13 protein-coding genes and 5 pseudogenes are annotated in these 23774 nt (G+C 69.7%); 9 read left to right on the forward strand and 9 right to left on the reverse strand.

Annotation, left to right across the window (positions count from 1 at the left end; genetic code table 11):
- Positions 1-53: 53 nt before the first annotated feature.
- The 3 genes and pseudogenes from ACIQFX_RS36260 to ACIQFX_RS36270 form a co-directional block, all read left to right on the forward strand.
- A pseudogene (locus tag ACIQFX_RS36260) lies at positions 54-263 on the forward strand (hypothetical protein); the annotation flags it as partial.
- Between the two features lie 15 nt (positions 264-278).
- Positions 279-590, forward strand: coding sequence for a hypothetical protein (locus ACIQFX_RS36265; RefSeq protein ID WP_402472202.1), 312 nt, complete (start codon positions 279-281; stop codon positions 588-590).
- A gap of 27 nt (positions 591-617) precedes the next feature.
- The gene (locus tag ACIQFX_RS36270; protein WP_402472204.1) at positions 618-989 is read left to right on the forward strand and encodes a hypothetical protein; all 372 of its coding nucleotides are present in this window, start codon (positions 618-620) and stop codon (positions 987-989) included.
- 196 nt (positions 990-1185) lie between these two features.
- Here ACIQFX_RS36270 and ACIQFX_RS36275 read toward each other — a convergent pair.
- Positions 1186-1535: pseudogene (locus tag ACIQFX_RS36275) on the reverse strand (hypothetical protein); the annotation flags it as partial.
- Positions 1535-1687, reverse strand: a pseudogene (locus tag ACIQFX_RS36280) (DUF6192 family protein); the annotation flags it as partial. The pseudogenes ACIQFX_RS36275 and ACIQFX_RS36280, both read right to left, overlap by 1 nt.
- Positions 1688-1798: 111 nt before the next feature.
- Between ACIQFX_RS36280 and ACIQFX_RS36285 the strand changes: the two are divergent.
- Both ACIQFX_RS36285 and ACIQFX_RS36290 read left to right on the forward strand, forming a co-directional pair.
- Positions 1799-2467 (forward strand): annotated as a pseudogene (locus tag ACIQFX_RS36285) (transposase); the annotation flags it as partial.
- 943 nt (positions 2468-3410) lie between these two features.
- Positions 3411-4814 (forward strand): PQQ-binding-like beta-propeller repeat protein, encoded by a 1404-nt coding sequence (locus ACIQFX_RS36290; protein ID WP_402472206.1) that lies wholly within the window; start codon positions 3411-3413, stop codon positions 4812-4814.
- 199 nt (positions 4815-5013) lie between these two features.
- Here ACIQFX_RS36290 and ACIQFX_RS36295 read toward each other — a convergent pair whose 3' ends face one another.
- The 3 genes from ACIQFX_RS36295 to ACIQFX_RS36305 form a co-directional block, all read right to left on the reverse strand.
- Positions 5014-5775 carry a hypothetical protein gene (locus ACIQFX_RS36295; RefSeq protein ID WP_402472207.1) on the reverse strand — a complete coding sequence of 254 codons (762 nt, stop codon included), beginning with the start codon at positions 5773-5775 and terminating at the stop codon, positions 5014-5016.
- 345 nt (positions 5776-6120) lie between these two features.
- A complete protein-coding gene (locus ACIQFX_RS36300; protein WP_402472209.1) occupies positions 6121-6930 on the reverse strand; it encodes a DUF6585 family protein in 810 nt (269 codons plus the stop codon).
- A gap of 188 nt (positions 6931-7118) precedes the next feature.
- Positions 7119-10364, reverse strand: a complete 3246-nt coding sequence (locus ACIQFX_RS36305; protein WP_402472211.1) for an AfsR/SARP family transcriptional regulator — start codon at positions 10362-10364, stop codon at positions 7119-7121.
- Between the two features lie 664 nt (positions 10365-11028).
- On the opposite strand from ACIQFX_RS36305, the gene ACIQFX_RS36310 reads away from it, so the two are divergent.
- A complete protein-coding gene (locus ACIQFX_RS36310) occupies positions 11029-12183 on the forward strand; it encodes a serine hydrolase domain-containing protein (RefSeq protein WP_402472212.1) in 1155 nt (384 codons plus the stop codon).
- Between the two features lie 137 nt (positions 12184-12320).
- Here the strand turns inward: ACIQFX_RS36310 and ACIQFX_RS36315 are convergent.
- Positions 12321-12795: pseudogene (locus ACIQFX_RS36315) on the reverse strand (transposase); the annotation flags it as partial.
- A 59-nt stretch (positions 12796-12854) separates the two neighbouring features.
- On the opposite strand from ACIQFX_RS36315, the gene ACIQFX_RS36320 reads away from it, so the two are divergent.
- Positions 12855-13280, forward strand: coding sequence for a hypothetical protein (locus ACIQFX_RS36320; protein ID WP_402472215.1), 426 nt, complete (start codon positions 12855-12857; stop codon positions 13278-13280).
- 2201 nt (positions 13281-15481) lie between these two features.
- On the opposite strand, the gene ACIQFX_RS36325 is transcribed toward ACIQFX_RS36320, so the two are convergent.
- Positions 15482-17089, reverse strand: coding sequence for a S8 family peptidase (locus ACIQFX_RS36325; RefSeq protein WP_402472216.1), 1608 nt, complete (start codon positions 17087-17089; stop codon positions 15482-15484).
- Between the two features lie 675 nt (positions 17090-17764).
- Here ACIQFX_RS36325 and ACIQFX_RS36330 point away from each other — a divergent pair.
- Positions 17765-20653 carry an ATP-binding protein gene (locus ACIQFX_RS36330; protein ID WP_402472385.1) on the forward strand — a complete coding sequence of 963 codons (2889 nt, stop codon included), beginning with the start codon at positions 17765-17767 and terminating at the stop codon, positions 20651-20653.
- 342 nt (positions 20654-20995) lie between these two features.
- Positions 20996-21601, forward strand: coding sequence for a GPP34 family phosphoprotein (locus ACIQFX_RS36335; protein WP_402472219.1), 606 nt, complete (start codon positions 20996-20998; stop codon positions 21599-21601).
- Between the two features lie 289 nt (positions 21602-21890).
- On the opposite strand, the gene ACIQFX_RS36340 is transcribed toward ACIQFX_RS36335, so the two are convergent.
- Together ACIQFX_RS36340 and ACIQFX_RS36345 are read right to left on the reverse strand one after the other, a co-directional pair.
- Complete coding sequence (locus ACIQFX_RS36340) at positions 21891-22571, reverse strand: YoaK family protein (protein ID WP_402472221.1); 681 nt, start codon at positions 22569-22571, stop codon at positions 21891-21893.
- Positions 22572-22929: 358 nt separating this feature from the next.
- Complete coding sequence (locus tag ACIQFX_RS36345) at positions 22930-23340, reverse strand: hypothetical protein (protein WP_402472223.1); 411 nt, start codon at positions 23338-23340, stop codon at positions 22930-22932.
- Positions 23341-23774 lie beyond the last annotated feature (434 nt).

The raw sequence follows: 23774 nt of genomic DNA on the forward strand, positions 1-23774 counted from the left end.
CGCTCAGGCCCTGCCCCCCGCCCAGGCCCTGACACCCCCTCGTCCGGCTCCGCGCCCGCCCCGGTGACCCGGTCGGTCCCGCCCACACCGACGCAGGACGGCTCGGCAGCTTCATTGCCGTCAGCCCCGACCCCCGCACCACCCGGGCCCGTGGCGACCAACTGCTGGGCGACACGGACATCCACGTCGAACCGCAGCCCGCCTGGGTATTTGGTCCATCTCCCCGTGATGCTCCTCTGCCGGCATGGACCGGGTCCATGTAGCGTCAGGGGGATGGGATGGACTTCGACGAGAACGAACCGCAGTCTGTTCGAGAGGGGCGCTTCGCCGCAGAGCGGGCCGAACGCAGAGAGGCACGTAAGGCTGCGTCGCTCGACTCGCGGGGAGCCCACCTCGGCGTGGCCATCGTGGCCATCGCCCTGGTCTTCTTCGGCTGGAACGGGAAGCTGGTCGTTCTGGGCATCGGGGTGGGAGTTTTTCTGCTCTGGTTCTCCGCAGTCCTCGCGTGGGCCTACGCCGACGGGGGCCACGGCCGACCTGCACTCCAGCGCGCGTACAACCTCACTTTCGGATGGGGAGACGGGTTCTGAGCACCGAAATCGAACCAGGGGAGTGATGTGACGTTCGAGGCGTTGAGGTGCGCTCTTGCCCGGGATGGTTCCATCAGCGGTCCCGCCGCCTTGGCTGCTCTGCTGTCGGGCGCGCGGTGGAAGGTCCCTTCGAATACGGCCTCGGCCCGCACGTTGTGGGCGATCTGGTGCGACCGGCTGGACATGCTGGTGGAGACCGGAGAATCTGATCCGGGTCTGCTGGAGAGTCTGGCTCAGGCCGTGGACGGGCTCCACGATGTAGGGGACGCACGGGTGTGCATGGCCACGGTCGTCGACCCGCCACGCCGGTTTCACGTCTACCTCTCAGAAGACCTCGCCCACTGTGCCGGGGTGTGGGAGGGCCGCGTGAACGAGCAGGCTCCCCGAGCGGCGACCTGAACCGAGGCGGCCAGGTCTTCCTGAGTACCTGATCCTGATCCATTCATGAGAACCGTGGTCGGGTGGGAATTTTGGTGAGGGCTCGGTTAGGGCCTTGAGTTGGCCGCATCGCCTTCCGGTTCAGGGGCGTTTGCGTGAGTGGCTGACGGTCCTCGGGCTCGGAGTGAGGGTGCCTGACCCAGCGGCCCCTGGGCTACAGGGCGGCGTGCGGGGCGACGACGCCGGTAATGCGCCGGCGGATCTTGGCGAGTTTGTCGCGGATGACCGCGAGCTCGTATGCCTGGAGCTCGGCGGGATCGGAGCGGAACTTGCAGCCGTCCGCCGTCCGCCGTCCGCTTTCGTCCAGATCAGTGGTGGCCAGCGGTGTTCCGTGATGGTGTCCCGCAGGCATGCCGGGCCTGAGCGGGCTTGTGAGGTTGCGAGTTCGCTGGATCTGACCAGTTGCCTGAAGGCCAGCCCGGCGGGCCGTGCCTCGAAGAGCACGAACCGCAGGGTGTCTGAGTGCCGCTGGGCTGCCTGCCGGGGACCGGTGCCGGGGCATCCCATTACTCGCCTTGCAGCATGCGGGCCAGTTCGCCGTCGACGTCGACCTTGTCGGTGTCCACGGCCGTCTCGATCCAGTCGAGCGTCGCCCGTACCCGGGCGACGTTCTCGTGGACGATCACCTTCTCGTCGTCGGACAACTGCCGGTCCCGTAGTCACGTAGTGCTGTCGAGCGCCTCAGCAACGGCGGGCTTTGAGGCGGTGAGGATGGGCCAGCAGTCCAGCAGCTGCTCTCTCGGCTCCCGCGAGGCGAGGTACTACACAGAGGGGCGGACGCGGTCCGCAGGGGCCGGCTGTGGAGTCTTCCGCTGGAGGAGCGGGCCCTGCTGATTGCGGCCTACTGGCGCACGAACCTGACCATGCGCCAGCTCGTTCCGCTGTTCGAGGTGTCCAAGTCGACGGCGGACCAAATCATCGACCACCTCGGGCCGATGCTCGCCCTCCAGCCCCGCAAGCGGTTCGCCAAGGACAGCGTGCTGATCGTGGACGGCACCCTGGTCCCCATCCGGGACCACACCATCGCCGAGCGGTCGAAGAACTACAGGTACTCCACCAACCACCAGGTCGTCATCGACGCCGACACCCGCCTGGTCGTCGTGGTCGGCCGGCCTCTGCCCGGGAACCGCAACGACTGCAAGGCATGGGAGGAATCCGGCGCCAAGGCCGCCGTCGGCAACACCGTCACGATCGCCGACGGCGGCTATCCGGGCACCGGACTCGTCATCCCGCACCGCCGGCGGCGCGGCCAGGCCGAACTGCCGGACTGGAAAGAAGACCACAACAAGTCCCACAAGCAGGTCCGGGCCCGCGTCGACCACGTCTTCGCCCGCATGAAGACCTGGAAGATCCTCCGCGACTGCCGCCTCAAGGGCGACGGCGTCCACCACGCCATGCTCGGCATCGCCCGGATGCACAACCTCGCCCTCGCCGGATAGACCAGGGGATCACACCGCAACCAACGATGCCCGGGACGACTTGGAGATCATTTACGGGACAGCCCTTAGGCGAGCCCGTCAGCCACTCCTTGCAGATCGCAAAAGCATCCCCGCGCTGGGCCTGTCTCCTCTGGCCGTCCATCGTTAACCCCGTCCTCGTGTCCAGTACCGAGTTCCACCCTGCCCAGCACTGCCTTCCAGTGAGGAGAGTTCGTCTCGCCGACGCCCTCCGGCTCTCAACACCAAGGCCCTTGTGCGCGGCTGGTGGCACCCGAGGCACGGCGCTGTGAGGACACCGGTCGATTCAGCGGAAGCGACAGATGTTCGCCCTTGCCCTGTTTCAGCTGCCAGCCTTTCAACAGGAGTTCATCGAAAGAGCAGCGCGGTGCACCAGAGTCCGTCAAGCCTGTGGGCGGCCTGACGTAGCCAGGTCGCAGTGCCTGCCCGGCTCCGGCAACCCCAGTCGCGGCCGAAATCTTGGGTGCGACCCCAGGAGAGCCGAGCCGGCCTGCCATGGGCAGCCCAGTGAGGTTCGCCCAACAGTCGAACCTGCCATTGAGAAAGGTCGGTCACTGTGTCTCAGCCCAGCGGAACCCCCGGCCCTTCGCCGACCCGACGCGGCGAACATTCCACGCTTCTCGATCTTCTACAGGGTGTTCATGAGGCGCACGAAGGCTTGCCGCAGCCTTGGAACCCCGGGCAGGCAAACACAGCGCCCATGCGGACCAGACCGCACTAACGATTGCTCAGAACCCTCCCCGGAGACCAGCAGTACGGGGAGGTCGCCCGCCTTGTCGCAAAGGAAAACCGCATGTCGCAGCCGCACGAGCCCTGGTACAAACACGGACCGCAGCCTTGGCCTGTGCCGGACAATCCGTACGCGCCCGAGGGGTACGGTCCACCAGAGCCCCCCTCACGTCGCCGCCGGTGGCCGTTGCTTGCCGTGATCCTCGCGCTGCTACTGCTCTTCGGCGCTGGCGCGTACGTTTTCGGCGAGCGCTCCGGAGCGGATCGCGCCCGAGCGGGGAGCGACGCCCCGAAGGACGCGGCGCCGAAGACCATGCCACCCCCGAAGGGGACTGCCAGCCCCTCCCCGTCACCCTCCCGCATCCCCACCACCGCCGAGATCGCGCGGCAGCGCCGGTCCGGCGAGGCCGCTGCCTGGATCGTCGACGACCGCACCGACCTGCCCCGCCGTAACATCCCGACCAAGGACCTATGGATCGTTGGCGACACCGCCGTCCAGGCCGTCTACAAACGTGTCGTCGCCCACCGGCTCAGCGACGGAGCCCAGTTGTGGAGCGCCGACCTCCCGACCCCCGTCTGTGAGACCCCGGTCAACACGACCCCCGACGGCAAGGTCGTCATCGTCCTGCAGAACGTCGAGGCATGGACCGGCGCCCGTTGCAACCAGCTGCGGATGATCGACCTGCGCACCGGGAAGGCAGGCTGGCACAAGCAGCTGACCGAGACGGGCGCGGGGGACGGCACCATCATGGTGGACAGCGCGATCAGCGGCGGCACCGTCGCGATCGTCCAGAGCATGAAGGCCGCCGCGTACCAGGTCGCCGACGGGAAGAAGCTGTACGACATCCCCATGGAGAACCCCGGGAAGTGCTACCCCGGCAGAGTGGCCGGCGGCAGCCGGCTGCTGGTGGTCGCCGACTGCGCGATCACCTCGATGGAGAAGGCGTACGACCAGGTTCGGGAGATCGACCTGGTTACGGGCAAGGTCCGCTGGCGCTACCGGACGGAGCCGGGGCGGAGGATCGGCCAGGTGCTCTCCGTCTCACCGGCCGTGATCACCACCGCGCACCGGGAGACGCATGCCGAGGACTGGCGGGTCGTCGCCCTCGATCCCGGCGGCAAGGTCCGCAGGACCATCGATCCCCGGCCGCAGGGGTTCAAGCACTGCGGAGACTCCATCGACACCAGTGGCAACGCCCAGTCGTGCCGTGAGGCCGTCGTCGGCGGGGGGCTCGTGCTGCTGGGCGGAACCGACCGCGTCGGCGCCTACGACCTCGCCACCGGGAAACTGGTCTGGGGCGTGAAGAACGAGGGGACCTCGTACGGCTACTACCCCTTGCGCGTCGGACCGGGCAGGACGGGAATCGTCTACCAGCTGGGCACGAGCGGTCGGGCCGGACGAGTCTTCCGGGCAGGCCCCGGTGGCGTGAACACGATCACGGACGTGCTGCGGCTCCCCGCATCCACCGCGAGGGCGGAGTTCGGGATGGGGGTCGTCGGGCGGAACGCCTACGTGGGGAACCGGCTCGTCATCACTCCCTCCGGCCTGAGCGGCGACGACGCCAGGCATGAGCCCCGCATGCTCTCCTTCGCCCCCTGAGGGCAGGGCGCAGGCGCTCCTCGGCAAGCTGCCGCGGAGCACCTGCGCAAGTGCTGTCAGCGGTCACGCTTTTCCTTACTACCCACATGATCAACGTCATGTAATTCCCCACCCGCACGGTCACGCTTCCCCACGGGGATGGCGGTTGTGAGGGGGTACCCAACGGCAGGGAAGGCCCAACCTCGTCCCTCCCCGCCGTTCACATGGACAACGAGTCGACCGGCGGCCATGGGTAGCCCAGTTGCTCGGCATCATGCGAACCTCCCCAGACTTCGGCGGTGGCGCGGGGATCGCCTGCGGTCAGCCGCGCTTCAAGGCGCTCGGCTTGGTCCGATGGGGCGTCCACGGAGACCGGGAGGGTCATCCCGAACTGCAGCCAGGGCAGATCTCCATCGGCCCGGTTACGGGGATGCATCAGGACGACGTGGATCCGATCGGGTTCCTTGCGGGAGGCCCAGACGCCTTCCAACTCGCAGTCCCACCTGACGAGCCAGTCCCCGCGTCCCCTCAGCCCCGCCTCAAGCAACCGCGCAACCGCTCCTGCCGGCCACTCCCAACTGCGGTCCTCTCCAGCTCGCAGGACCTCGGCCTCGTACTGACCTGCGGCGAACCGAAGCTCCGGCAGAGCGAAGTCCTGATCGGCCGGGTCGCGCCAGCCTGCCCAGACAACATGATCCCCCATACGCGTGACCGTCATGTACAGCGCGCCACAGCACTCCTCCACGCCGCACCCGGACCGCGCGAGACGAACCTCATGAGGCGTCGCCGTGGCATGCAACGGCCCGTCCTGGCACAGCAGATACCTGGGCTCTACGCCCCGACACCGGGAGCCTCCCAAGCCACCGGAGACCACCTCGGCCAGGAGATCCCGGCCATTGACGATCGGGCGGACCTCCACGACGCCCTCATTGGGTGGAGGGCACGCGATGCTCAGGCTCAGAAAGTCCGGTCCCGTGGTCATCGACCGATGATCGCGGAGTTGGCTCGAAACTGTCATGCGAATTCGCGTGGTTCACGCTCGGGGCGGTAGTTCGGCCGCCTTCAGGCACACTGACCCCGGAGACCCCTCCGAAACGAGAGATGGCAGCCTGCGGTTGCTCCTGGCTCCCGTGGGATGAGACCGAAGCGGCGTACTGCTGGTGCAATGGTCTCAGCAGACCGGGCTTCGAGCGGTTCGGGCAGTCGGTCTTGCCCCGCGGCACGGTGGCCCCGGCTCGACGAGGAGTCGCCCCGTGTGCCTGGAGCGGACCGGCTCCTCCGACGAGGAGATCATCGGCGGTGGCCGTCATGCTCGTACCTCCGGACCTCAGGACTGCCGTGTGGCTTCGTGCAGTCTCTTGGCCAGGGTGTAGAAGACCGGGAAGTTCGGGATCGATGACACCGGGACGTCCATCGAGAGGAGCCGCCGGCCGTCCTCCTTGACGTGGAGACGGCCGTTGACAGGCCGCATCTCGCGAATACGGGGCCACGGCAGGGTCTGCCCCTTGAACTCCATCCCGTTCAGGCTCAGCCTGATCGTGTTGAAGATGAGTTCCCGCCCGCGCGCCACGTCTTCCAGGGCGCGGCGCAGCTGGGTTTCGCTGACCGCCTGCACGATGGCCGGTCCCCATTGTTCGGGATCGGTGAACTCCGCCCCCTGCATGTGGGCGGCGATGCCCGCGTAGCGGGAGGTGGAGGTCCTGCGGGTGTCGCCGATGGTGAGGGCCACGCCGTCCTCACCGATCAGCGTGTATACGTGGCTTGATTCGGTGACGCCGTTCTTTCGCGAGTGGAGTACGTCCTGGTGGACCCGGACGGAGTCCCACCCGAAGGCGTGGGCTTTCCCGTCGTGGGTGGTCACCACCGCGCCGTGCTGGAAGAGGTCGAGCCGCGCGTTCCTGCCGCGCCGGGCCAGCTTGATCTTTTCGATCAGCATCCAGCCGAACACCGCGTACATGAGTGAGAAGGCCAGCAGTGGTATCGAAGCGCCGAGTGCCACGGCCATCGCGATCAGCAGAGGTGTGCCTCCGCCGAGGAGGATGACGCCCCCCAGTACGTACCCGGTCCACGGCGGGCGTCTGGCCGCATAGGTGGCCTGCTTCGCTCCGAGCCATGCAGCCGTGCCTGATTCAGTCATGCTGTCCCTGCTCCCGGGGATCCCGTCGGCACCACGGTGATGTGACGGGTCCGCAACTCCGCACTCGGGTGCAACTCTTGGGCAATCCGATGCTCCGGCGCTGAAATCGGGCTGCAGGGAGCATGAATCGCGTGGTCGCACCCTCGCTGTGCCTGCCAGGAGGGTCCGCGGGGCTGGCCGACGACCGGTCACTGTTCGTGTCGCGCCACGTCGTCTCCTGGAATCGCCAGGTCAAGGGTTTGGCCGGTGGGCCGCTGGACGGTGTCTGTGGTTTCCAGTCCCTCACGTGCCATCCCGTGTTCGAGGGCATGGTCGCCGGCCCCGGGCAAGGAAAGGGCGGCCCGGAACTCCTGCTGTGCGTCGGTGTGACGGCCCGTTGCCGCGTAGGTGCTGCCGAGCCGGATGCGAACCCCCATCTCCAGCCATGTGCTCGTGTGCGGGGTGAGCGCCGAGAGCGCCTCGTGGTGGAGATCGACGGCCGAGCGCAGGTCGCCTCGGGTGTGCTCCGCGGCAGCCAGCTGCGACAGGGTCGCCGCGCGCAGCGGCAGGTCCTCGACCTCGCCGGCCAGCTCCGCGGCCCGCCTCAGCAGGCTGGTGGCCACCTCGTACCGGCCGAGCGCCAGCTCGATATCGGCCACGAAACACAGGGTGCTGCTGATCGTCCTGGGCCGGCCGTTCTTCTCCGCGAGTGCCAGAGCGGCGCTGTAGTGCCAGAGCGCCTCTTCGTGCCGCCCCAACTGGTGGTGGATGGAGCCGATGTTGCAGTGGGACACCCCCGTCAGCCAGTCGTCGGCGAGGCCGGATGCCAGCCCTACTGCCTTGTCCAGACCGGAAAGCGCCTCCTCGGTGTCCCCCAGCTGCCCCAGTACGACGCCCGTCCCGGCGATCGCGCGGGCCTCTTCTCGCAGGTCGCCCCCCGTGCGGCTGTACTGCAAGGCCTCGGCGAACCATGTTCCTGCCTGCCGGAACCGTCCCTGGTAGACATCGAGGACACCCATGCAGTTGCGCAGCGCCGCGGGCATCCGTCGATCGGTGGCGGCGTCCGCGCACGACAGCGCGATTTCCAGGACCGTACGGCACTCGTGGTGGTGACCGTGTCCGGCCAGGTGGTCGACGAGGGCTTCTGCCAGCAGACACGTGTGGTCGGCGTGATCGGTGGCGGCTGCGAAGGCCACGACGTCGACGAGCTCGCCACCCGTCGAGCCCAGCCACGCCGACGCCTCCCGCCACCCGGCGAAGGACGAACGGGCAGCGGTCGAGCTCGGGCCGGCCGAACCGGTGGCGAGTGCGGGGAAGCCGCCGGGCCCCCAGTCGCTGGCCATGCGACCCGCCGCGATGTAGAGGTGCAGAACGGCGTCGCGGTCCGCGGCGGCTTCTTCGGGAGCCTCGTCGGCCATGCGCCGCGCATGCGCCTTGACCAGATCGTGCAGCCGATATCGGCCAGGATGAGGCTGCTGCAACAGGCTGGCGTCGACCAGATCCTCCAGAACGTCCTCCGCCTCCTCGCGAGAGCCGCCCAGCATGGCGGCGAGCGTGAGCCGGTCGAAGCGGGCGGTGGGGTTCGTTCCCAACGCGCGGAAGCCACGCTGCAGTTCCGGGCCGAGCTGGTCGTACGAGACCCGGAAGGCGGCCTCCACGCTGCGATCCTCGGCCCGCAACTGCGTGAGGCCGTGCGCGTCGTCGGACATCCGGCCGGCGAGAAAGGCCAGGGTCCAGGACGGGCGGCTCTGCAGCCGGGCACTCGCGATCCGCAGTGCCAGGGGCAGGCCGCCGCACCGTTGGGCGAGTTCACGTGCCGCCTCAGGCTCTCCGCCGGCCCGCAACTCCCCGACGAGCTCGCGGAGCAGGCCGACGGAGGCGCCCGTACCCAGCGGCTCCAGAGTGAGCCGCAGGTCGGCGTCGAGGCCGGTCAGACGCTGACGGCCGACGATCAGGACCCGACTGCCCGGTCCGGCCGGCAACAGCGGGCGCACCTGTTCGGCGCTGCGTGCGTTGTCCACGACCAGCAGCAGCCGCAGGCCACTGGTGGCGGCGCGCCAGGCTGTGACGAGATCCGCCAGGACGTCCGTGTCATCTCCCGCGGCGTTGGGTCCCTGTGGCCCGTTTGCAAGGTCCGGGAGTGCGTCGTCCTCGCTGTGAACCGCACGTAGCATCCGGCGAAGGGCCCGCTGCGGGGTGACGCCCTCGTGTGCGTTGCCATGTGCGTGCAGGTCGACGAAGAGACACCCGTCGGGGTGGGCGTCGCCGAGCGCCCAGGCGGCACGCACCACCAAGGCGGTCTTGCCCACGCCCGCCGTGCCGTCGACCGTCATCACGGACACCGCGTCCGGCGACACGGGGGTGGTGAGGAGGGCGAGTTCCTTTTCGCGCCCGACCAGGCAGACGATGTCGCCGGGAAGTTCGTTGCGACGCCAAGTGCGGGCCCCGGACCGCGACCCGGCCCCCGCCCGGCCGGGGAGGGCGGTGCGATCGGACCCGGCGGGATCGTGAGGCTGGTCGGTTCCGCCGGGGAGATCGTCTCGGCCACCGGAGGCCGAGCGGCCGGGAAAGGGGTCCTGGGACCCGGTTCGCTCAGGAGCGACGGTTGCGGCTACGGCTACGGCCGAGCGCGGGCGGACGGTCCGGCCGAGCAACGGCAGATCGTCCCGTCGTAGGACGGCTTGGTGTACGCGCCGCAGCTCCTCGCCGGGTTCCACGCCCAACTCGTCGATGAGCCGACGGCGCGTCTCGGAGTAGACGGAGAGCGCCTCGGCCTGGCGGTCGCTGCCGTACAGGGCACGCATCCGCAGAGCGGCGAGCGGCTCATCGTGCGGCTGTGAGAGGGGCGTCGACAGGAGGGTGTCCAAGGCAGCCGGGTAGTCACCGAGCAACACCAGACACTCCGCCCGGTCCTGGAGCAGGGCGCGCCGCTGCAGGACCAGGCGTTGCCGTTCGGCAACAGCGAGTGGACCCGGCAGACCGGGCAAAGGCTCCCCACGGAACAGATCGAGAGCCCTGCTGCCATGATCGAGTGCGGCATCCAGGTCGCCGGCGGACTTCGCCCGCTGGGCACTCCCAGCCACTCTTGCGAGCTCGGCCGTGTCGGTCCGGGCCCTGCCGGGCATGAGGCGATAGCCGCCGTGCTGCCCACGGATAACCGACTGTTCCCCTTCAGCGCCCGGCTCGTCCAGAGCCTTGCGCAGCGCGTAGACATAGCTCGGCAGGACCCGGTGCCCCGTGCCCGGGGGAGCGGCCCCCCAGACGTCGTCCAGGAGCTGCTGGTAGGTCACGAAGTCGGGCGCGCGCAGGACCAGGGCGGCGAGCACCGCCTGCCGTCGCGCCGGGCCCAGCAGCAGCGACGCGCCGCCGCGACGGGCCCGAACCGGCCCGAGCAGATCGATCTGCAGATCACCCCCGGCATCGGCAGCACCCGTACCCGCTGAATTCACGCTCACGCCGAATCCCCATGCCCTGTGAGTCCATTGCCTGCCCGCTGCAGGAGCCCCATTGCTTCAACAGGACTTCATCAGAAAAGCAGCGTGCCACGACAGAGTCTGTCAGGCCCGTAAGAGTCGTGCAGTCAGGGAGCCGCACCTTCATCGCCCGGCGCGCACGAGCAGCGACCGATCCGACAGATCCGGCGTCAGGCCGTGTCGAACCGGCGAAGAGGTGAGGGATTTTGGGGCGTGGACGAACACAACCGAGAGCATTGGCCCCATGCGCGGGAGCAAGGATGAACACACCTGAGCCGGACGCTCGCGGAGACGCACCGGTAGATCCTCTGCCCCCCGTACGCGACGTCATAGCAAGCATCGTCGATGCCGTGCGCGCCGGTGACGACGCCCACACCGACCGCCTCCTGGACCGTTTCGTCCGAGTCGCAACCCCTGACTCCCTGTACGAATTACGTCAACAGCTCGACCACGGCGTGAGATCGAAGTAAGAGGACGCCTGGTGTGGCCGAATTTCCGCTCATGCCCCAGTAGGCGCCTCGCCGGGTTGGTGCCGCCTCCTACGGCGACCTTTCGAGGCGATGTGATTCATGTCATCTCGCCCTGTATTGCATTCATGGCAAGCCTCATTGCAAGAGGGGCTGCACAGCTGACCAAGGGGATTTCCATGACCATTTCGTTACTCGCTCGCAAGATAGGAGCGGCCCTGGCCGTGGCGGTCGCACTCACGGGCACGGCTGCCGGGCCGGTTCACGGTGCGCCGACCCAGACTGCCGACCAGGTGATGCAGGACGGACTCAACGCGGCAGTCGCTGCCGGGTACCCCGGCGCCACGGCCCTGCTCCGCAAGGACGGAGCGAGCCGGTACCTGGCAGCGGGTGTCGGCGACCGGACCGCCCGGACGCCGATGGACCCGAGGGCGCAGGTACGCATCGGGAGCAACACCAAGCCGTTCATCGGCGCCGTCACCATGATGTTGGCCGATCAGGGCCTGCTGTCGCTCGACGACACCGTGGACCGGTGGCTGCCGGGCGTGGTGACCGGGAACGGCAACGACGGAAGAAAGATCAAGATCCGCCAACTGCTGAACCACTCGTCAGGCGTACCCGAATACCTCGACAGGGTCACCACCGACGCGTACAACAACCCGAGCAAGCCGTTCCCGCCCGCACAGTTGGTACAGCTGGCCATGCAGCGAGCGCCGCTGTTCGCGCCGGGCACGAGTGTCAAGTACAGCAACACCAACTTCATTCTGCTCGGGATGGTCATCAAGTCGGTGACGGGCAACGAGCCGGCTGTCGAGGTGCAGACCCGCCTCATCGACCGTCTGGGCCTCACCGGCACGAGTTACCCCACGTCCGACCCGAAGCTGTACGGCAACCACAACCGCGGGTACGCCGTCCCTCTCTACTACTGGGGCGAGCGCCCCTACGTCGACGTCACCACCCTGAACGTCCAGTTCTCCGGCGCGGCGGGCGCGATGGTGTCCACCCTGGACGACCTGGCCGCTCTCCACGAAGCGCTGCTCGACGGCACCCTGCTCTCCCCGTCGATGCTGAATCAGCTCAAGACCCTCGTCCCCTACCCCGACCAGACCAACTTGTCCTTCGGCCTCGCCCACGAAGTGGTGAACGGCCCGGGCGCCTGCGGCAAGGTCTGGACGAAGGGCGGCGCCATCTACGGCTACTACACCGCCGTCCTCACCCGCGAGGACGGCGCCCAGGCCGCCGTCGCCACCAACCAATACAACATGGCCGGCCCTGCGGGGGCCGGAGTGACGAACCTGACCAACGCCGCCATCGACGCCCTCTGCGCCCTCTGACGGCCTTCCCGCACGCCTGACCCCACCGGGGCCCCGCCCCTTCGAAACGGCCCGTCGAATGCGCCTCGTTCGACGGGCCGTCTCTCGTCACGCGACGGCCCATCTCGAAGCGCACGGGGGACATGACCGCCACAACTTCGGCGCAAATGGCCGTAGCCGTAGCCGTAGCCGTAGCCCTTGTCGCCGTGGAGTTTGCCGGACGACGCCGACGCGGCCGACGGAGCGAGCGGATCGGTGGGATACCTCGAACCAAGGGCTCCAGGGCCTGACTGTCATGCAGGTTGACACCCGAGACCGTGAGCGAGATCGGTACACCGGTGCGGTCGCAGATCAGATGGATCTTCGACCCCTCCTTGCCGCGGTCGGTCGAGTTCGGTCCCGTCAGACGCCCCCTTTGAGGGCACGAATGCTCACCGAGTCGATCGCACATGTGGACCAGTCGAGCTGCCCGCGTGAGTCGAACTCGTCCAGGATGATCCGGTAGAGCCGGGCCCACGCCCGCGCACGGCTCCCCTGCGCGAACCGCTTGTACAGCGTTTGCCAACGAGCCCCGAAGGCCGACGGGGGCTGACGCCAGGTGCAGCCCGACGTCGCAGCGAAGACGATCGCAGCCGACGTTGCCCCAGGGCGTTCTCCACCCGCCGTCTAACCTCTCTTCTTGAGGGGGGATTGTGGAAAAGCCGATCTTGGTCGAGTCCGTCAGGTACTCCGCTGTGTGCCAGGAATGCGGTGCCGAGACAGAGTTGTGCGGTGTCCAGGCGCTGGTGGGTGAGGCGCTGCGGTGGGATGTCGAGTCGATGTGTCCGGCCTGCGGGTTCGCCCTGGCTGTTTGCGACGGTGACCTGCCGGAGGACCTGCGCGCTCGGCTGCTCTCCGAGCATGGGCGGGCAAGGTTGCAGGTAGCCCCGCAGACGCGGAACGCTGCCATCATGCGGGTGCTGCGGGCAGAGCTCTGCATCGGCCTCGACGACGTCAGGGCCGTGCTGGAGCAGGTCCTGACCGGCCGGTACTCAGGGACTCTGCCCGAGGTGGAACTCCTGGCACGGAAACTGCGGGCGTCAGGCATCGAAGCGGCCGCTTCGCGGACGGTGGAATGAGGCAGCCGCGCGGAACGACTGTGGCCAGCGAGGACACCCGGCCGCCGAGACAGGCAGGGGTAGGGGTCAGCCGGCCTTGACTGCCTGCTCGGCGCCGAATCGGGTACGGGCGAGGCGGGTAGGAGCCGGTTCCGGATTCGACCAGCGACGTGTACGGGTCCAAGGCTGTCGGCCGCAGCGGCAGCCGCTTCCTCGGCGTGGGCCGGACCGAGTCGACCGCCTTGCGGACCGCTGGATCTCTGCCGAATGCTCGCCGCGCCAACCCGGGCCTGCACGGCGAGGGCAAGTCCACTGGGCCGAGGTGTCCCCCTGCTGAGGCGTTGCCGAGGCGAACGCCGCCACCGGGGTGCCCCTCGCTCAAGGCCTGCTGCAGACCACCCCAGCGCCGCACGCACCATGGAGCAAGGTGCCATCGAATCGAAAGTGCTGTCGCGACCCTGCGTCTTCGATCCGAAGGCGCAAGTGGAAATCGGCAAAAGAATTCACCATCTCCAGCTCCGGCGCCGACCGGACGACAGGGCTGCCGCCCCGGAAACTTGCGTGACGAGGTTACGAGCTTTTGGAATGATCGCCCGGTTGTCCTGCCGTGCCCGGTTCTGGAGGAACACCACGTCCATCAGCTACGAGCTCGCTCCGGCTTGGCTGCCGTGGTCTGCCGTCGATCCCGGCCTCGTCACCTGGTGCGGGGAAGGAAGCCGTTCCTCGGACCTCGCTCGAGGCCGCCGATTGCTCGCGGCGCTGGCTCAGTTGCGCACAGACGCTTCCCGTAAGTGCCCCTTGACGGGCCATACCCCAGGTTCACTTTCCTGCCTGCCACGCCGTACCCGCAGCATTGAGCTGTGCTGTCCTCCGGCACGCGGCGGCGAGCGCGGGCGCCCAAACGGGGCCACTGCCGCACGCAGATCACGAGTCGTCACATGGACGGCCCAACCCGCCCCGGTCGGGCGCCACAGCAGCGCCCGCGACCACCCCAACGACCGATCATCGACCGCGCGTGACTACATCGCCCTTCCCCTTCGACTACGGCCGCGTCCGCCCGGACCCGCACCTCCCTGCGCCGGAGTACGCGCCCGGCCACCACGCTAAACGCCTCCACGAACATCCTCGCGCCGCCGACCGCCGCCACTGCCCGAGGCTCACCCCAGTACGCCCGAGGACGCGGTCGCCATCGAGCACGCCCACGCGATGACGGGCTGGCATGGCGTTGCCCCCCCCCGCACGAGTGGTATGCCCGGGCCGTCCTGCCCGTGTGGTGAGCCTTGCCGTGCTTGCCTCGTGCTTCGGCTGGAACACCAGGTGGGCGGTTGGGCGGGCAGGCCTGGCGACCGTACTCAGAGCCAAGGGGCCCTTGTCGGATTCAACTCCTACAAGGGCCCCTTGGAGGTGCGGACTACAGGATCGGCGTCTGAGAATTCTGCGGATGCCGGCGTCGCCGGAGTTCGAGGAGCCTTCGCGTTCCGTCGACGGCCAGGCATGTTCCGGCGAGGACAGCGAAGATCGAGAAGGGGGACGGGAGGACATCTGCCAGGTAGAGACCGAGCAGGACCGCGCCTACGGCAATGGCTCCGCAGGCAGTCCATCTGTTCAAGGTTGCTCCTGTGGCTGTTTTGCGGCGGAGGGTCAGCTAATGCCTGTCGCCCGAGGGTACTTGGGCCGACAACGCGGCATCGAGTGTGGGCAACCCGCAGATCCCGACGTCGCAGAGCGGCATGGGCGGCCCCATGAGCGGCTTTTCTGATGCCTGGCCCTGGGCGCTGACTTGCTGTCCAGCCCGTGCTGCCCTCCACGATCGACGGCGAACCTTTGCCGACCTTCAGTGGGTCTGTGTCGGGGGGCGGGCGTAGCGAAGCGGTGTTCCGCAGGGGGGTGTTCTGGCCGGGCGTCCCGTCTTTGGGTGGGATTCGCTCCTGGGGGGAGTGGTCGGCTTCGGGCTGCTGGTCTGTGCTGGGCAGCGGTGTGTGTCAGTGAGGAGGAGCGCCGGGTGCCGTCGAGGACGGGTGGGCCGGTGTCCAGTGCTGCAGATTCGCTGTTCCCAGGTGAGTGCAGTGGCGCTGTTGCGGCGGGGTGGTGACGTGACGTCGGTTCAGCACAGGCCGAAGGGCGGTTTCAGGCAGGCGGGACGGCCCCGTTCCCGGCGGAGTTCGCCGGGAACGGGGCCGTCCCCTGGGCACGGGACCCGCGTCACGCGGGAAGCGGCGGGGTCAGAACTGGAGCGACCAGGCGTTGATGTAGCCGGTGTCGTTGGTCCAGTTGTCGGTGGCGCGGAGCTTCCAGGAGCCGTCGGCGGACTCGGCGGAGGCGTTGACGGTGAAGGTGCCCTGGATGTTGTCGGCGCTGTCGTTGGAGTTGTAGTCCTTGAGGAGGAAGGCGGTGCCGTCGGGGGCGACCAGCTCCAGCTTCACGTCGCCGCGGTAGGTGTGGCGGATGTCGACGGTGACGGCGAGGTTCGAGGGGGCGTTGCCGGCGACTCCGGTGACCGCGAGGGGTGAGTCGACGGTGGCGTTGTCGCGGATCTGGTAGTCACCGGTGTTCTCGAACTTCTTGCCGGTGGGCGGCGGGGTGGTGCCGCCGGTGCCGGTGTAGAGGAGCTTGTCGGGGGAGCCGGTGCGGGCGTCGGTGACCTTGTCGGGCGTGGCGTCGGCGACCAGCTTGTCGCGGACCTGGGCCGGGGTCCAGGTCGGGTTGGCCGCGAGCAGGAGGGCGGCCGCGCCCGCGACGTGGGGGGCGGCCATGGAGGTGCCGCTCATCGTCTGGGAGGCGGTGTCACCGGAGTTGGAGGTGGAGACGATGCTGTCGCCGGGGGCGAAGATGTCCAGGCAGGAACCGTAGTTGGAGCCCTGGCCGTTGGACCAGCCGGTGGCCCGGGCGTCGCGGCTGTTGGTGGCGCCGACCGTGATGGCCGACGGGGTGGAGGACGGGGAGTAGGAGCACGAGTCGGCGTTGTTGTTGCCTGCCGCGACGACCCAGGTGACGCCGGAGGCTATGGAGGCCGCGACCGCGTCGTTCACCGACTGGGTCTTTCCGCCGCCGATGCTCATGTTGGCCACGGCCGGCTTGACCGCGTTCTTGGTGACCCAGTCGATGCCGGCGAGGACCGGGGCCCAGGTGTCGCCCGAGGTGCCCTGACAGTTCAGCACGCGGACGCCGATCAGCTTGACGCCCTTCGCGACGCCGTAGGAGCTGCCTCCCACGGTGCCGGCGACGTGGGTGCCGTGTCCCTGGCAGTCGGAGGCGTTGGAGTCGTTGTCGATGAAGTCGTAGCCGCTGACCGCGCGGGTGCCGAAGTCGCGGTGGCTCATGCGGATGCCGGTGTCCACGATGTACGCGTTCACGTTGGAGGCGGTGGTCCCGTAGGTGTAGCTCTTGTCCACGGGGAGGTCGCGCTGGTCGACGCGGTCCAGGCCCCAGGAGGGCGGCGTGGGCTGGGTGTCGACCGCGTACGCCACGGCGTCGGCCTCCACGCGGGCCACGGTGGGCTCGGCGGCCAGTTCCTGGGCCTCGCTCTCCGTCATCCGGACGGCGAAGCCGCGCAGGGCGGCGGTGTAGGTGTAGCGCAGACTGCCCGCGTGCCGTTCGGCCAGGGCGCGCGCGGAGGCGGGCACGTCGGCCGAGGAGACCGAGCCCCTGAAGGTGACGATGTAGGAGCCTTCGACCGCGCCCGGTCGGTCCGCGCCGACGATGCGGTTCTCCCCGCCGCCCGGCGGTGTGGGCGCTGCCGTGGCCGCGGTGGTCGCGGAGGCCACGGCGAGCAAGGCGGCACTGGTACTGACGGCGAGCAGGCGCCGGAGGGCGCGAGCTTCGAACTCCATGACTGCTTCCTTCGTGGGAGGTGTCCGGACCTGGCTCGATGTCCGGAGGGCGGGATCCGTCGCGCCGGTGGTTCCGGGCGCGCTCCGTCAGGGGTGGGAGGGCGCGCCCGGAGGGTGGCCGCCGGTCGGCCGGGACGTCGATCCAGGTCAGGACCATGACGAGCCGTCGGCCGAAGGCGGTCGTACAGGCGCCTTTGATGGCGGCGCCCGAGACGACGGGACGAGGTGACGTGTCGTACGGAGCGGGCTCCGCGACGCACGGATCCGGTCACGCCGTACGACTGCGTGGGGTGCTGCCACCCCGTACCTCCAGCGGTTGGGGACCGTGGTGGACGGGGACGGCGCGACCGGACCGCCCAGAGCTTCGGTCACCCGGGAGGAGGCCAGCAATGCGTAGCGCTACCCAAAGAGTGGGGAGGGGGCATCGCCTCCTGTCGTCCGGCGGCGACCGTGTCGGGCCGACGGAATTCCCTGGGTAGTCACCCCCTATTGCGATGGCGGCCCTGCTGCGGGTAGACCACCTGCGGGTGGACCCACGTGCCCGGAGGGCGCCCCGGCCACCCCCGAACAGGGACGCGCGGGGAGTCCGGTCCACAGGGGACTCCGCGGCGTTCGACGGAGCCACCGGGTGAGTGGTCGGCGAAAGGCGGAGCCGTGGAGAGACGTCCCTTCGATGTGCGACACGGCGAAACGGGGTCCGAGGGGGCCGGGTTCGTCGGACGGCATGAGGAGGCACGGCGGCTTCGGAAGGCCCTGCGCGCGGGGCGGAGCGTCGTGGTCGTTCGGGGGGAGGCCGGAGCGGGGACGTCGCGGCTCGTCGACGAGGTGCTCGGCGGGGCGGAGTTCGCCGAGTGGACGCAGCTGCGCGGAACCTGCCCGGACAGCGCGGAACCGGTATCCCTGAAGGCCGTCACTTCGGCCTTGGCCCAACTGCCCTACCGGCCCGGTCCGCCGGACCGGATGCCGCCGGTCACCGGAGTCGTGGGCCTCGTCGTGCCCGAGCTGGCCGACCGGCTGCCGAGCCCGCCCGCATCGGCCGCGGACCCGGAGGTACGACGAGGACTGATGCCCCGCGCGGTGGGGACGCTGCTCGCCTCGCTCGGTGACACCGTGCTGGTCCTGGAGGACATCCACCTCGCCGACCCCGCGACTCTCCGACTGCTCGACCACCTGACGGACACGATGCCCGCCGGGCTGCGGCTGGTCGTCACCGAGGACGCCGCACCCGGGTTGCCGGTTCTCGGCGTCCGCGCCCCGGGAGGAGGGTGGTGCGAGGAGATCCGCGTACGACCCTGGACACCGGAGGAGACAGAGCAGGTCGTCCGCCTGTGGGCAGGGGGACACCCGCAGGCACGACCGGACGAGCTGCCTGAACTCGCGGCACTGGTGTACGAGCTGTCCGGCGGACTGCCCGGAACCGTCGGGGCGCTGCTCGACGACGCCGGGGAACTGCTGACGGTCGGCGGGACGGACAGGCCGCGGAACGAGCCGGCACTCACCACCGTACGAGCCGTACGAGAGGCAGGGGTGCCCGGGCGTGTGGGGCGGGAGTTCGCCCGGCGGTGCGAGCCACTCACCGAGGACGCGTGGCGGATCGTCGCCGCGGCGGCGGTCCTCGACCGGCCGGCTCCCGTCGCCGTCCTCGCCGAGGTGGCGCAGTGCCCGCCCGAGCCGGCCGAAGCTGCCGTCGACGCGTGCCTGCGGCGGTCCGTGCTGCGAGCCGAGGGGCCGTGGATCTCCTTCCGCCATCCGCTGGACCGCCGGGCCGCGCTGGCGCGGGTGCCGGGACCCCGGGTGGCACGGCTCAGCCTGCGCGCGGCCCGGATCCTGCACCGCACCGGAGACGGGCCGGTGCCGCTGGTCGACCTCGCCCGGCTGTACACGGCCGCCGGACGCGTCCGCGAGGGTCTGAGGTGCCTGGTCGTGGCCGCCGACCGCGCGGCAGCCACCGGCGACTACGCCATGGCCACCTGCCTGTACACCCGGGCGGTCGTCCAGGATCCGCGCGCCGCGGGACGGGTGAGTACCGCCGCGAAACTGGCCCGCACCGCCCAACTGGCGCGTGCCGACAAGCAGGTGGTCACCGCCGTGCGCACGGTCCTCGCCGAGGACGACCCGCCGCCGCGCCTGCGCGGCGAGATCCGGTTGCACCTGAGCGTGGTCCTGCGCAACCAGACCGGAGGGGCGCTGGACAGCCTCGAAGAGGTCGCTCGCGCCATTCCCGACCTGGAGGCGTCCGACCCGCAGACCGCCGCACGCGCCATGGCGGTCGCCGCCATCCCCTCCATCCAGGGCTGGCCCGTCGACCGGCACCGGCACTGGCTGGACCGCGGCGAGGTGCTCGCGGGGCGGGTCACCGATCCGGTCGCCCGGGCGGCCATCGCCGCCAACCGGGCCACCGCCCTGATGCTCGTGGGCGACCCACGTGCCTGGCGCGCCGCGGAGGCGCTGCGCGGACCGGCCGAATCCGCGATGGAGGCCGCGCACCACGCCCGGGGCTGGACCAACCTGGCGCACGCGGCCAGCGCGCTCGGATACGGCACGCGGGCACGGGACTTCCTCGACCGGGCCGTCGCCGGGCTCGCCGACACCAGCAGCCCCTATCTGGAAGGACTCACCCAGACCGCCCGCCTGGTCCTCGCCTGGCACGGCGGCCGCTGGGACGACCTGCACGCCGCCGCCGACCGCACCACCCGGCTCTACCAGGAGATACCGGACCTGACCGCCGAAGCGATGCTGGTGCGCGGACTGACCTCGCTCCACGTCCTCGGCGACGTTCCCCGGGCCCGCCACGACCTCGCGGAAGCCGCCCGCACCACCTGCTACGACACGGGCTTCATCCTCACCTCGTCCGCTGCGGCCACCGCCCGCATCCACCTGGAGGCCGGCCGCCCCGGGCAGGCGTGCGAGGCCGTGGAGGACGTGCTGCGCCGGATCGAACGCACCCAGGGCTGGGTATGGGCGAGCGAGGTGCTGCCCGTCACGGTGGAGGCCCTCCACGGCAGCGGCCGTACGGCGCGCGCCCGACGGCTGGTCGCCGACTTCGCGGCCGGATCCGCGAACGGCGACGCGCCCGCCGCCCACGCGGCCCTGACCGTGTGCAGAGCGCTGCTCGCGGAGGCCGCGGACCGGCCGGACGAGGCCGTCGGCCTCCTGACGGACGCGGAGGCCCAGTGGCGGCTGCTCGACCGCCCCCTCGACGCCGCCCGCGCGGCGGAGGCCCGCGGACGCTGCCTGCTCGACCTGCACGGAGAGGCCGCAGCCAGGGGCATCCAGGACGTGGTCGAGGTCTACCGGCAACTGGGCGCCCGCTGGGACGTCGCCCGCTGCCAACGACTGCTGCGCCGCCACGCCATCGTCACCACCCACCGCCGTGGCCGCCTCGGATACGGCGACCGGTTGTCCCCGCGCGAGGAGGACGTGGCCCGCCTCGTCGTCCAGGGACGCGCCAACCGGGACATAGCCGAGAGCCTGGTGCTGTCCACCCGCACCGTGGAGCATCACGTGGCGCGCATCATGCGGAAGCAGAACGCCGCGTCGAGGGGCGACATCGCTGTGCCGTGAGGGAGGTGAGAGGGGGAAGGGGGGGAGGGGCCCGGATCATGGCACCGCGTCACCGCGTCACCGCGTCACCGCGCGCATCGCCACCGCATGACGGCCGGTGGAGGGTGCTGCTTGCGGATGGACGGGTGGCCCTGAGACCTCCTGAGGCGTCGTGCACTGTCCTGACGGCGGAGGGCGCACCCGGTCCGCGTGACCAGCCGTTGATCGCGATTCCGCCGAGACCGGGCCGGAAGCGGCCGACCGGGACGATACTTGCAAGTGCGGGGTGCCATCGCCTCCACGGCGCCACAGCCGGGCAGGGGCGGGGCACGCCTTCATCGACGCATCCGAGGGGAGCCGTTCATGACCACGGCGAAGGACCTGTTCATCATCGCGGTGGACTCCGGGCAGGAGTCCACCGTCGGGCAGGGGGACCTGTCGCTCGCGCTCGCGGGCGCCGAGCTGATCGATCTCCTCGGTGCCGGGGGTGTCACCCTGGAGGGTGGCCACGTCGTGCCGGGTGAGCCGTCTGTCCCTGACGACCGGCTCCTCGGCGAGGCGGGGGCGCGGATCGTCCGGCAGACGCCGTACGAGCGCGTCGAAGACTGGTTGTGGCGTCGGGGCAGGGACCTCGCCGCCACCTACCAGACCGCGCTGGAGGTCGACGGTGAGCTGACGCAGAAGGCTGACGGCCGCCTGCCGTTCGGCGCGCGACGCGTGGAACCGGTCGATACGCCGTCCCGTCACGCGGCCGTCGACCGCTGGGAGCGGCGGGAACCCGTCCTGACCGCCCTCGCCTCGGCCGTCGGCATCGGCGACGGCCCCTCCGACGTCGAGCCGGGCCTCGATGACGAGGCGGCCACCTCTGTGATCGCCGCCGTGCACGACGCGGTCATGGAGCTGGAGGCCGTCCGCCAGAGGCGGACCATCGAGAACGCGGCCTTCGCCAACGTCTGGCGCGTGCCGTGATGCGAGTGGGGGTCCGCGGCCGAAGCCATCGATGACGGAGAGCGGCCCACCGGCTGCCCAACAGGAGTCCGAGGTGCCTGCCGATCCGAGGTGCCTACCGAACAGGGCCACTCGCCGTACAGGCGAACGCATTCCGTCCCGGGGTACCACACCACGCAGAGGGTAGGACAGCGCCGGACCAGCTATGAAATGCACCGTGGCGTGCTGGGAGTGGCGAGCGGGGCCCGCTGAGCGATCTGCGCCGAGTTCTCGTCCTCGGGCAGCAGAGAGACCACCGTGGTCGTCGTGCTCAGCGCAGCGGCTCGGCTCCGGGCGACTTCCGGCGGGCCGCCACGACGACGCCGAGCAGCAGGGTCAGGACCGCGAGGAGGACGCCCTCCACACCGCTCTGGGCGTGCAGAAGACCGCCGGCGAACGCCCCTGCGGCCAGCACGGTCACCGACACTCCGCGTCGTATGCCGGCGGGCCCGGGCCGGTCCGCCGCGAGACCGGTCAGTGTCCGCGTCATCACGGTGGTGGTCAGGTCCGGCACCCCCAGGCGGTGAACGACGGCGTTCTGCAGCCCCATCCCGCAGGCCAGCGGCACCAGGACCGCATACCGGCCCCAGCCGGCCGCCTGGGCGCCGAGCGCGAGGGCGAGCAGCAGGGCCTGGAACGCGATCAGCGGGGCGAACAGAGTCCCCGGCTCGGCCTCCCGGCGCCACGCACCGCCCGCGACAGCCCCGGCCAGAAACCCTGCCAGCGCCACCGCCGAGGCCAGGGCCGACAACTGCGCCACGCCCGACAGCGCGAACCCGAGGAAGACCACGTTGCCGGTCATGTTGGCCACGAACACCCGGCCCAGCCCGAGGAAGCTCGCCGCGTCCACCAGCCCGCTGACGAACGTCAGCACAAGCAGCAGGGGAACGAACCGCGCGTAGCGGTGCCCGTCGGGGAACAGCCCCCGCGTGACCTTCCCGTCACCACTCACCGCGGCCCCTCCCCACCGGCACGCCCCAGGCTCCTGCAGGCGGACTCGCGCCAGCAGGCGTAGGCGCCGACTTCGTTGATGACTTGCGTCCCTTTCATCTGTTCACTGGAGCAGAAGGTGGTGAGGCAGCCGGGTGTCACACGCCGGGCGGGAGCCCGCTCGACCGGCATGAGGGCTTCATGCGTGGCTCGATACGGAACCACCAGGGCCCCTTCGGTCGCCGGTGTGATGAGTGGAATCACCACGCCGACGACGAGGGGCCTGCCTCGTCACCACACCCGCTGACCGGCCCCTTTCACCCTCCGGCGCAGGATGAAAACGGCTCAGTGAAGATTGATCGGCTCTCTCAGGTGAGAGATCACGAGTAGGACGCGAGGTAGGAAGCAGATTGCTCGGCTGGCGAGAACTCGTCGAAGTACCCGGCACCCTCACAGTGCAGCAATCGCTTCAATGCCGCCTGGCCCTCTTGTGTGGAATGCCTTGAAAGATATGCCTTGGTCTGTTCCAGCCCGCCGGCACACAAAAGTTCGATGTCGATGGAGCAGTCGGCGTCCCAACTGGCCGTCTTGGCGCTCCAGATCAGCGGGACGTCATCGAGAAGGGCGGCGAGGAACAGCTGGACGCAGCACAGCCTCATCAAGATCGTGTTGCCGCGCCCCTGACTCTCGGGTTCGAGCTGGATCTGCTCGACCAGAAGCGTGCGTACCTCATCAAGACCACGCCCATCCGGCCGAAGGCCATGACGGACCAGCCACTCCTTCTCGTCCACTCGTCCTCCGGCCCGTGTCTGCTCAACCTGCGATGACACGAACCTACGCGTGATCAAACTTCGGCGGAAATCAGTCAAGATTCGCTGACGCAGGACAACCGCGAGCACGCGGTGCTGACCGGCTCCCTGGTCTGACCGCTGCCGGACGCCCTGCCAGCCGTGCCCGAGACCCCGGCGTCGAGGGCTGCGGGCTCTCGGTATTGCGGGGGCCGGTCTGTCCTCGCCAGGAGGGGCGAGCGTGGCCCGCAGCCCTGCTGTCGCGACGAGGATGCAAGCGGCTCTGCCCGCTCGGTCAGCAGCGCCTCGGTGAGCGTCTCGATGACGTCGTCGACCGCCGTCGGATTTCACGCCCCTGCGACTGCTGCATCGGCGAGTTCGCAGGCTGCGTCCGCGTGCTGCGTCACCGCCAGATCGTGCGGCTCGGGTGTGGGTTC

The sequence above is a fragment of the Streptomyces sp. NPDC093089 genome (genome assembly GCF_044754405.1).
GTDB lineage: Bacteria > Actinomycetota > Actinomycetes > Streptomycetales > Streptomycetaceae > Streptomyces.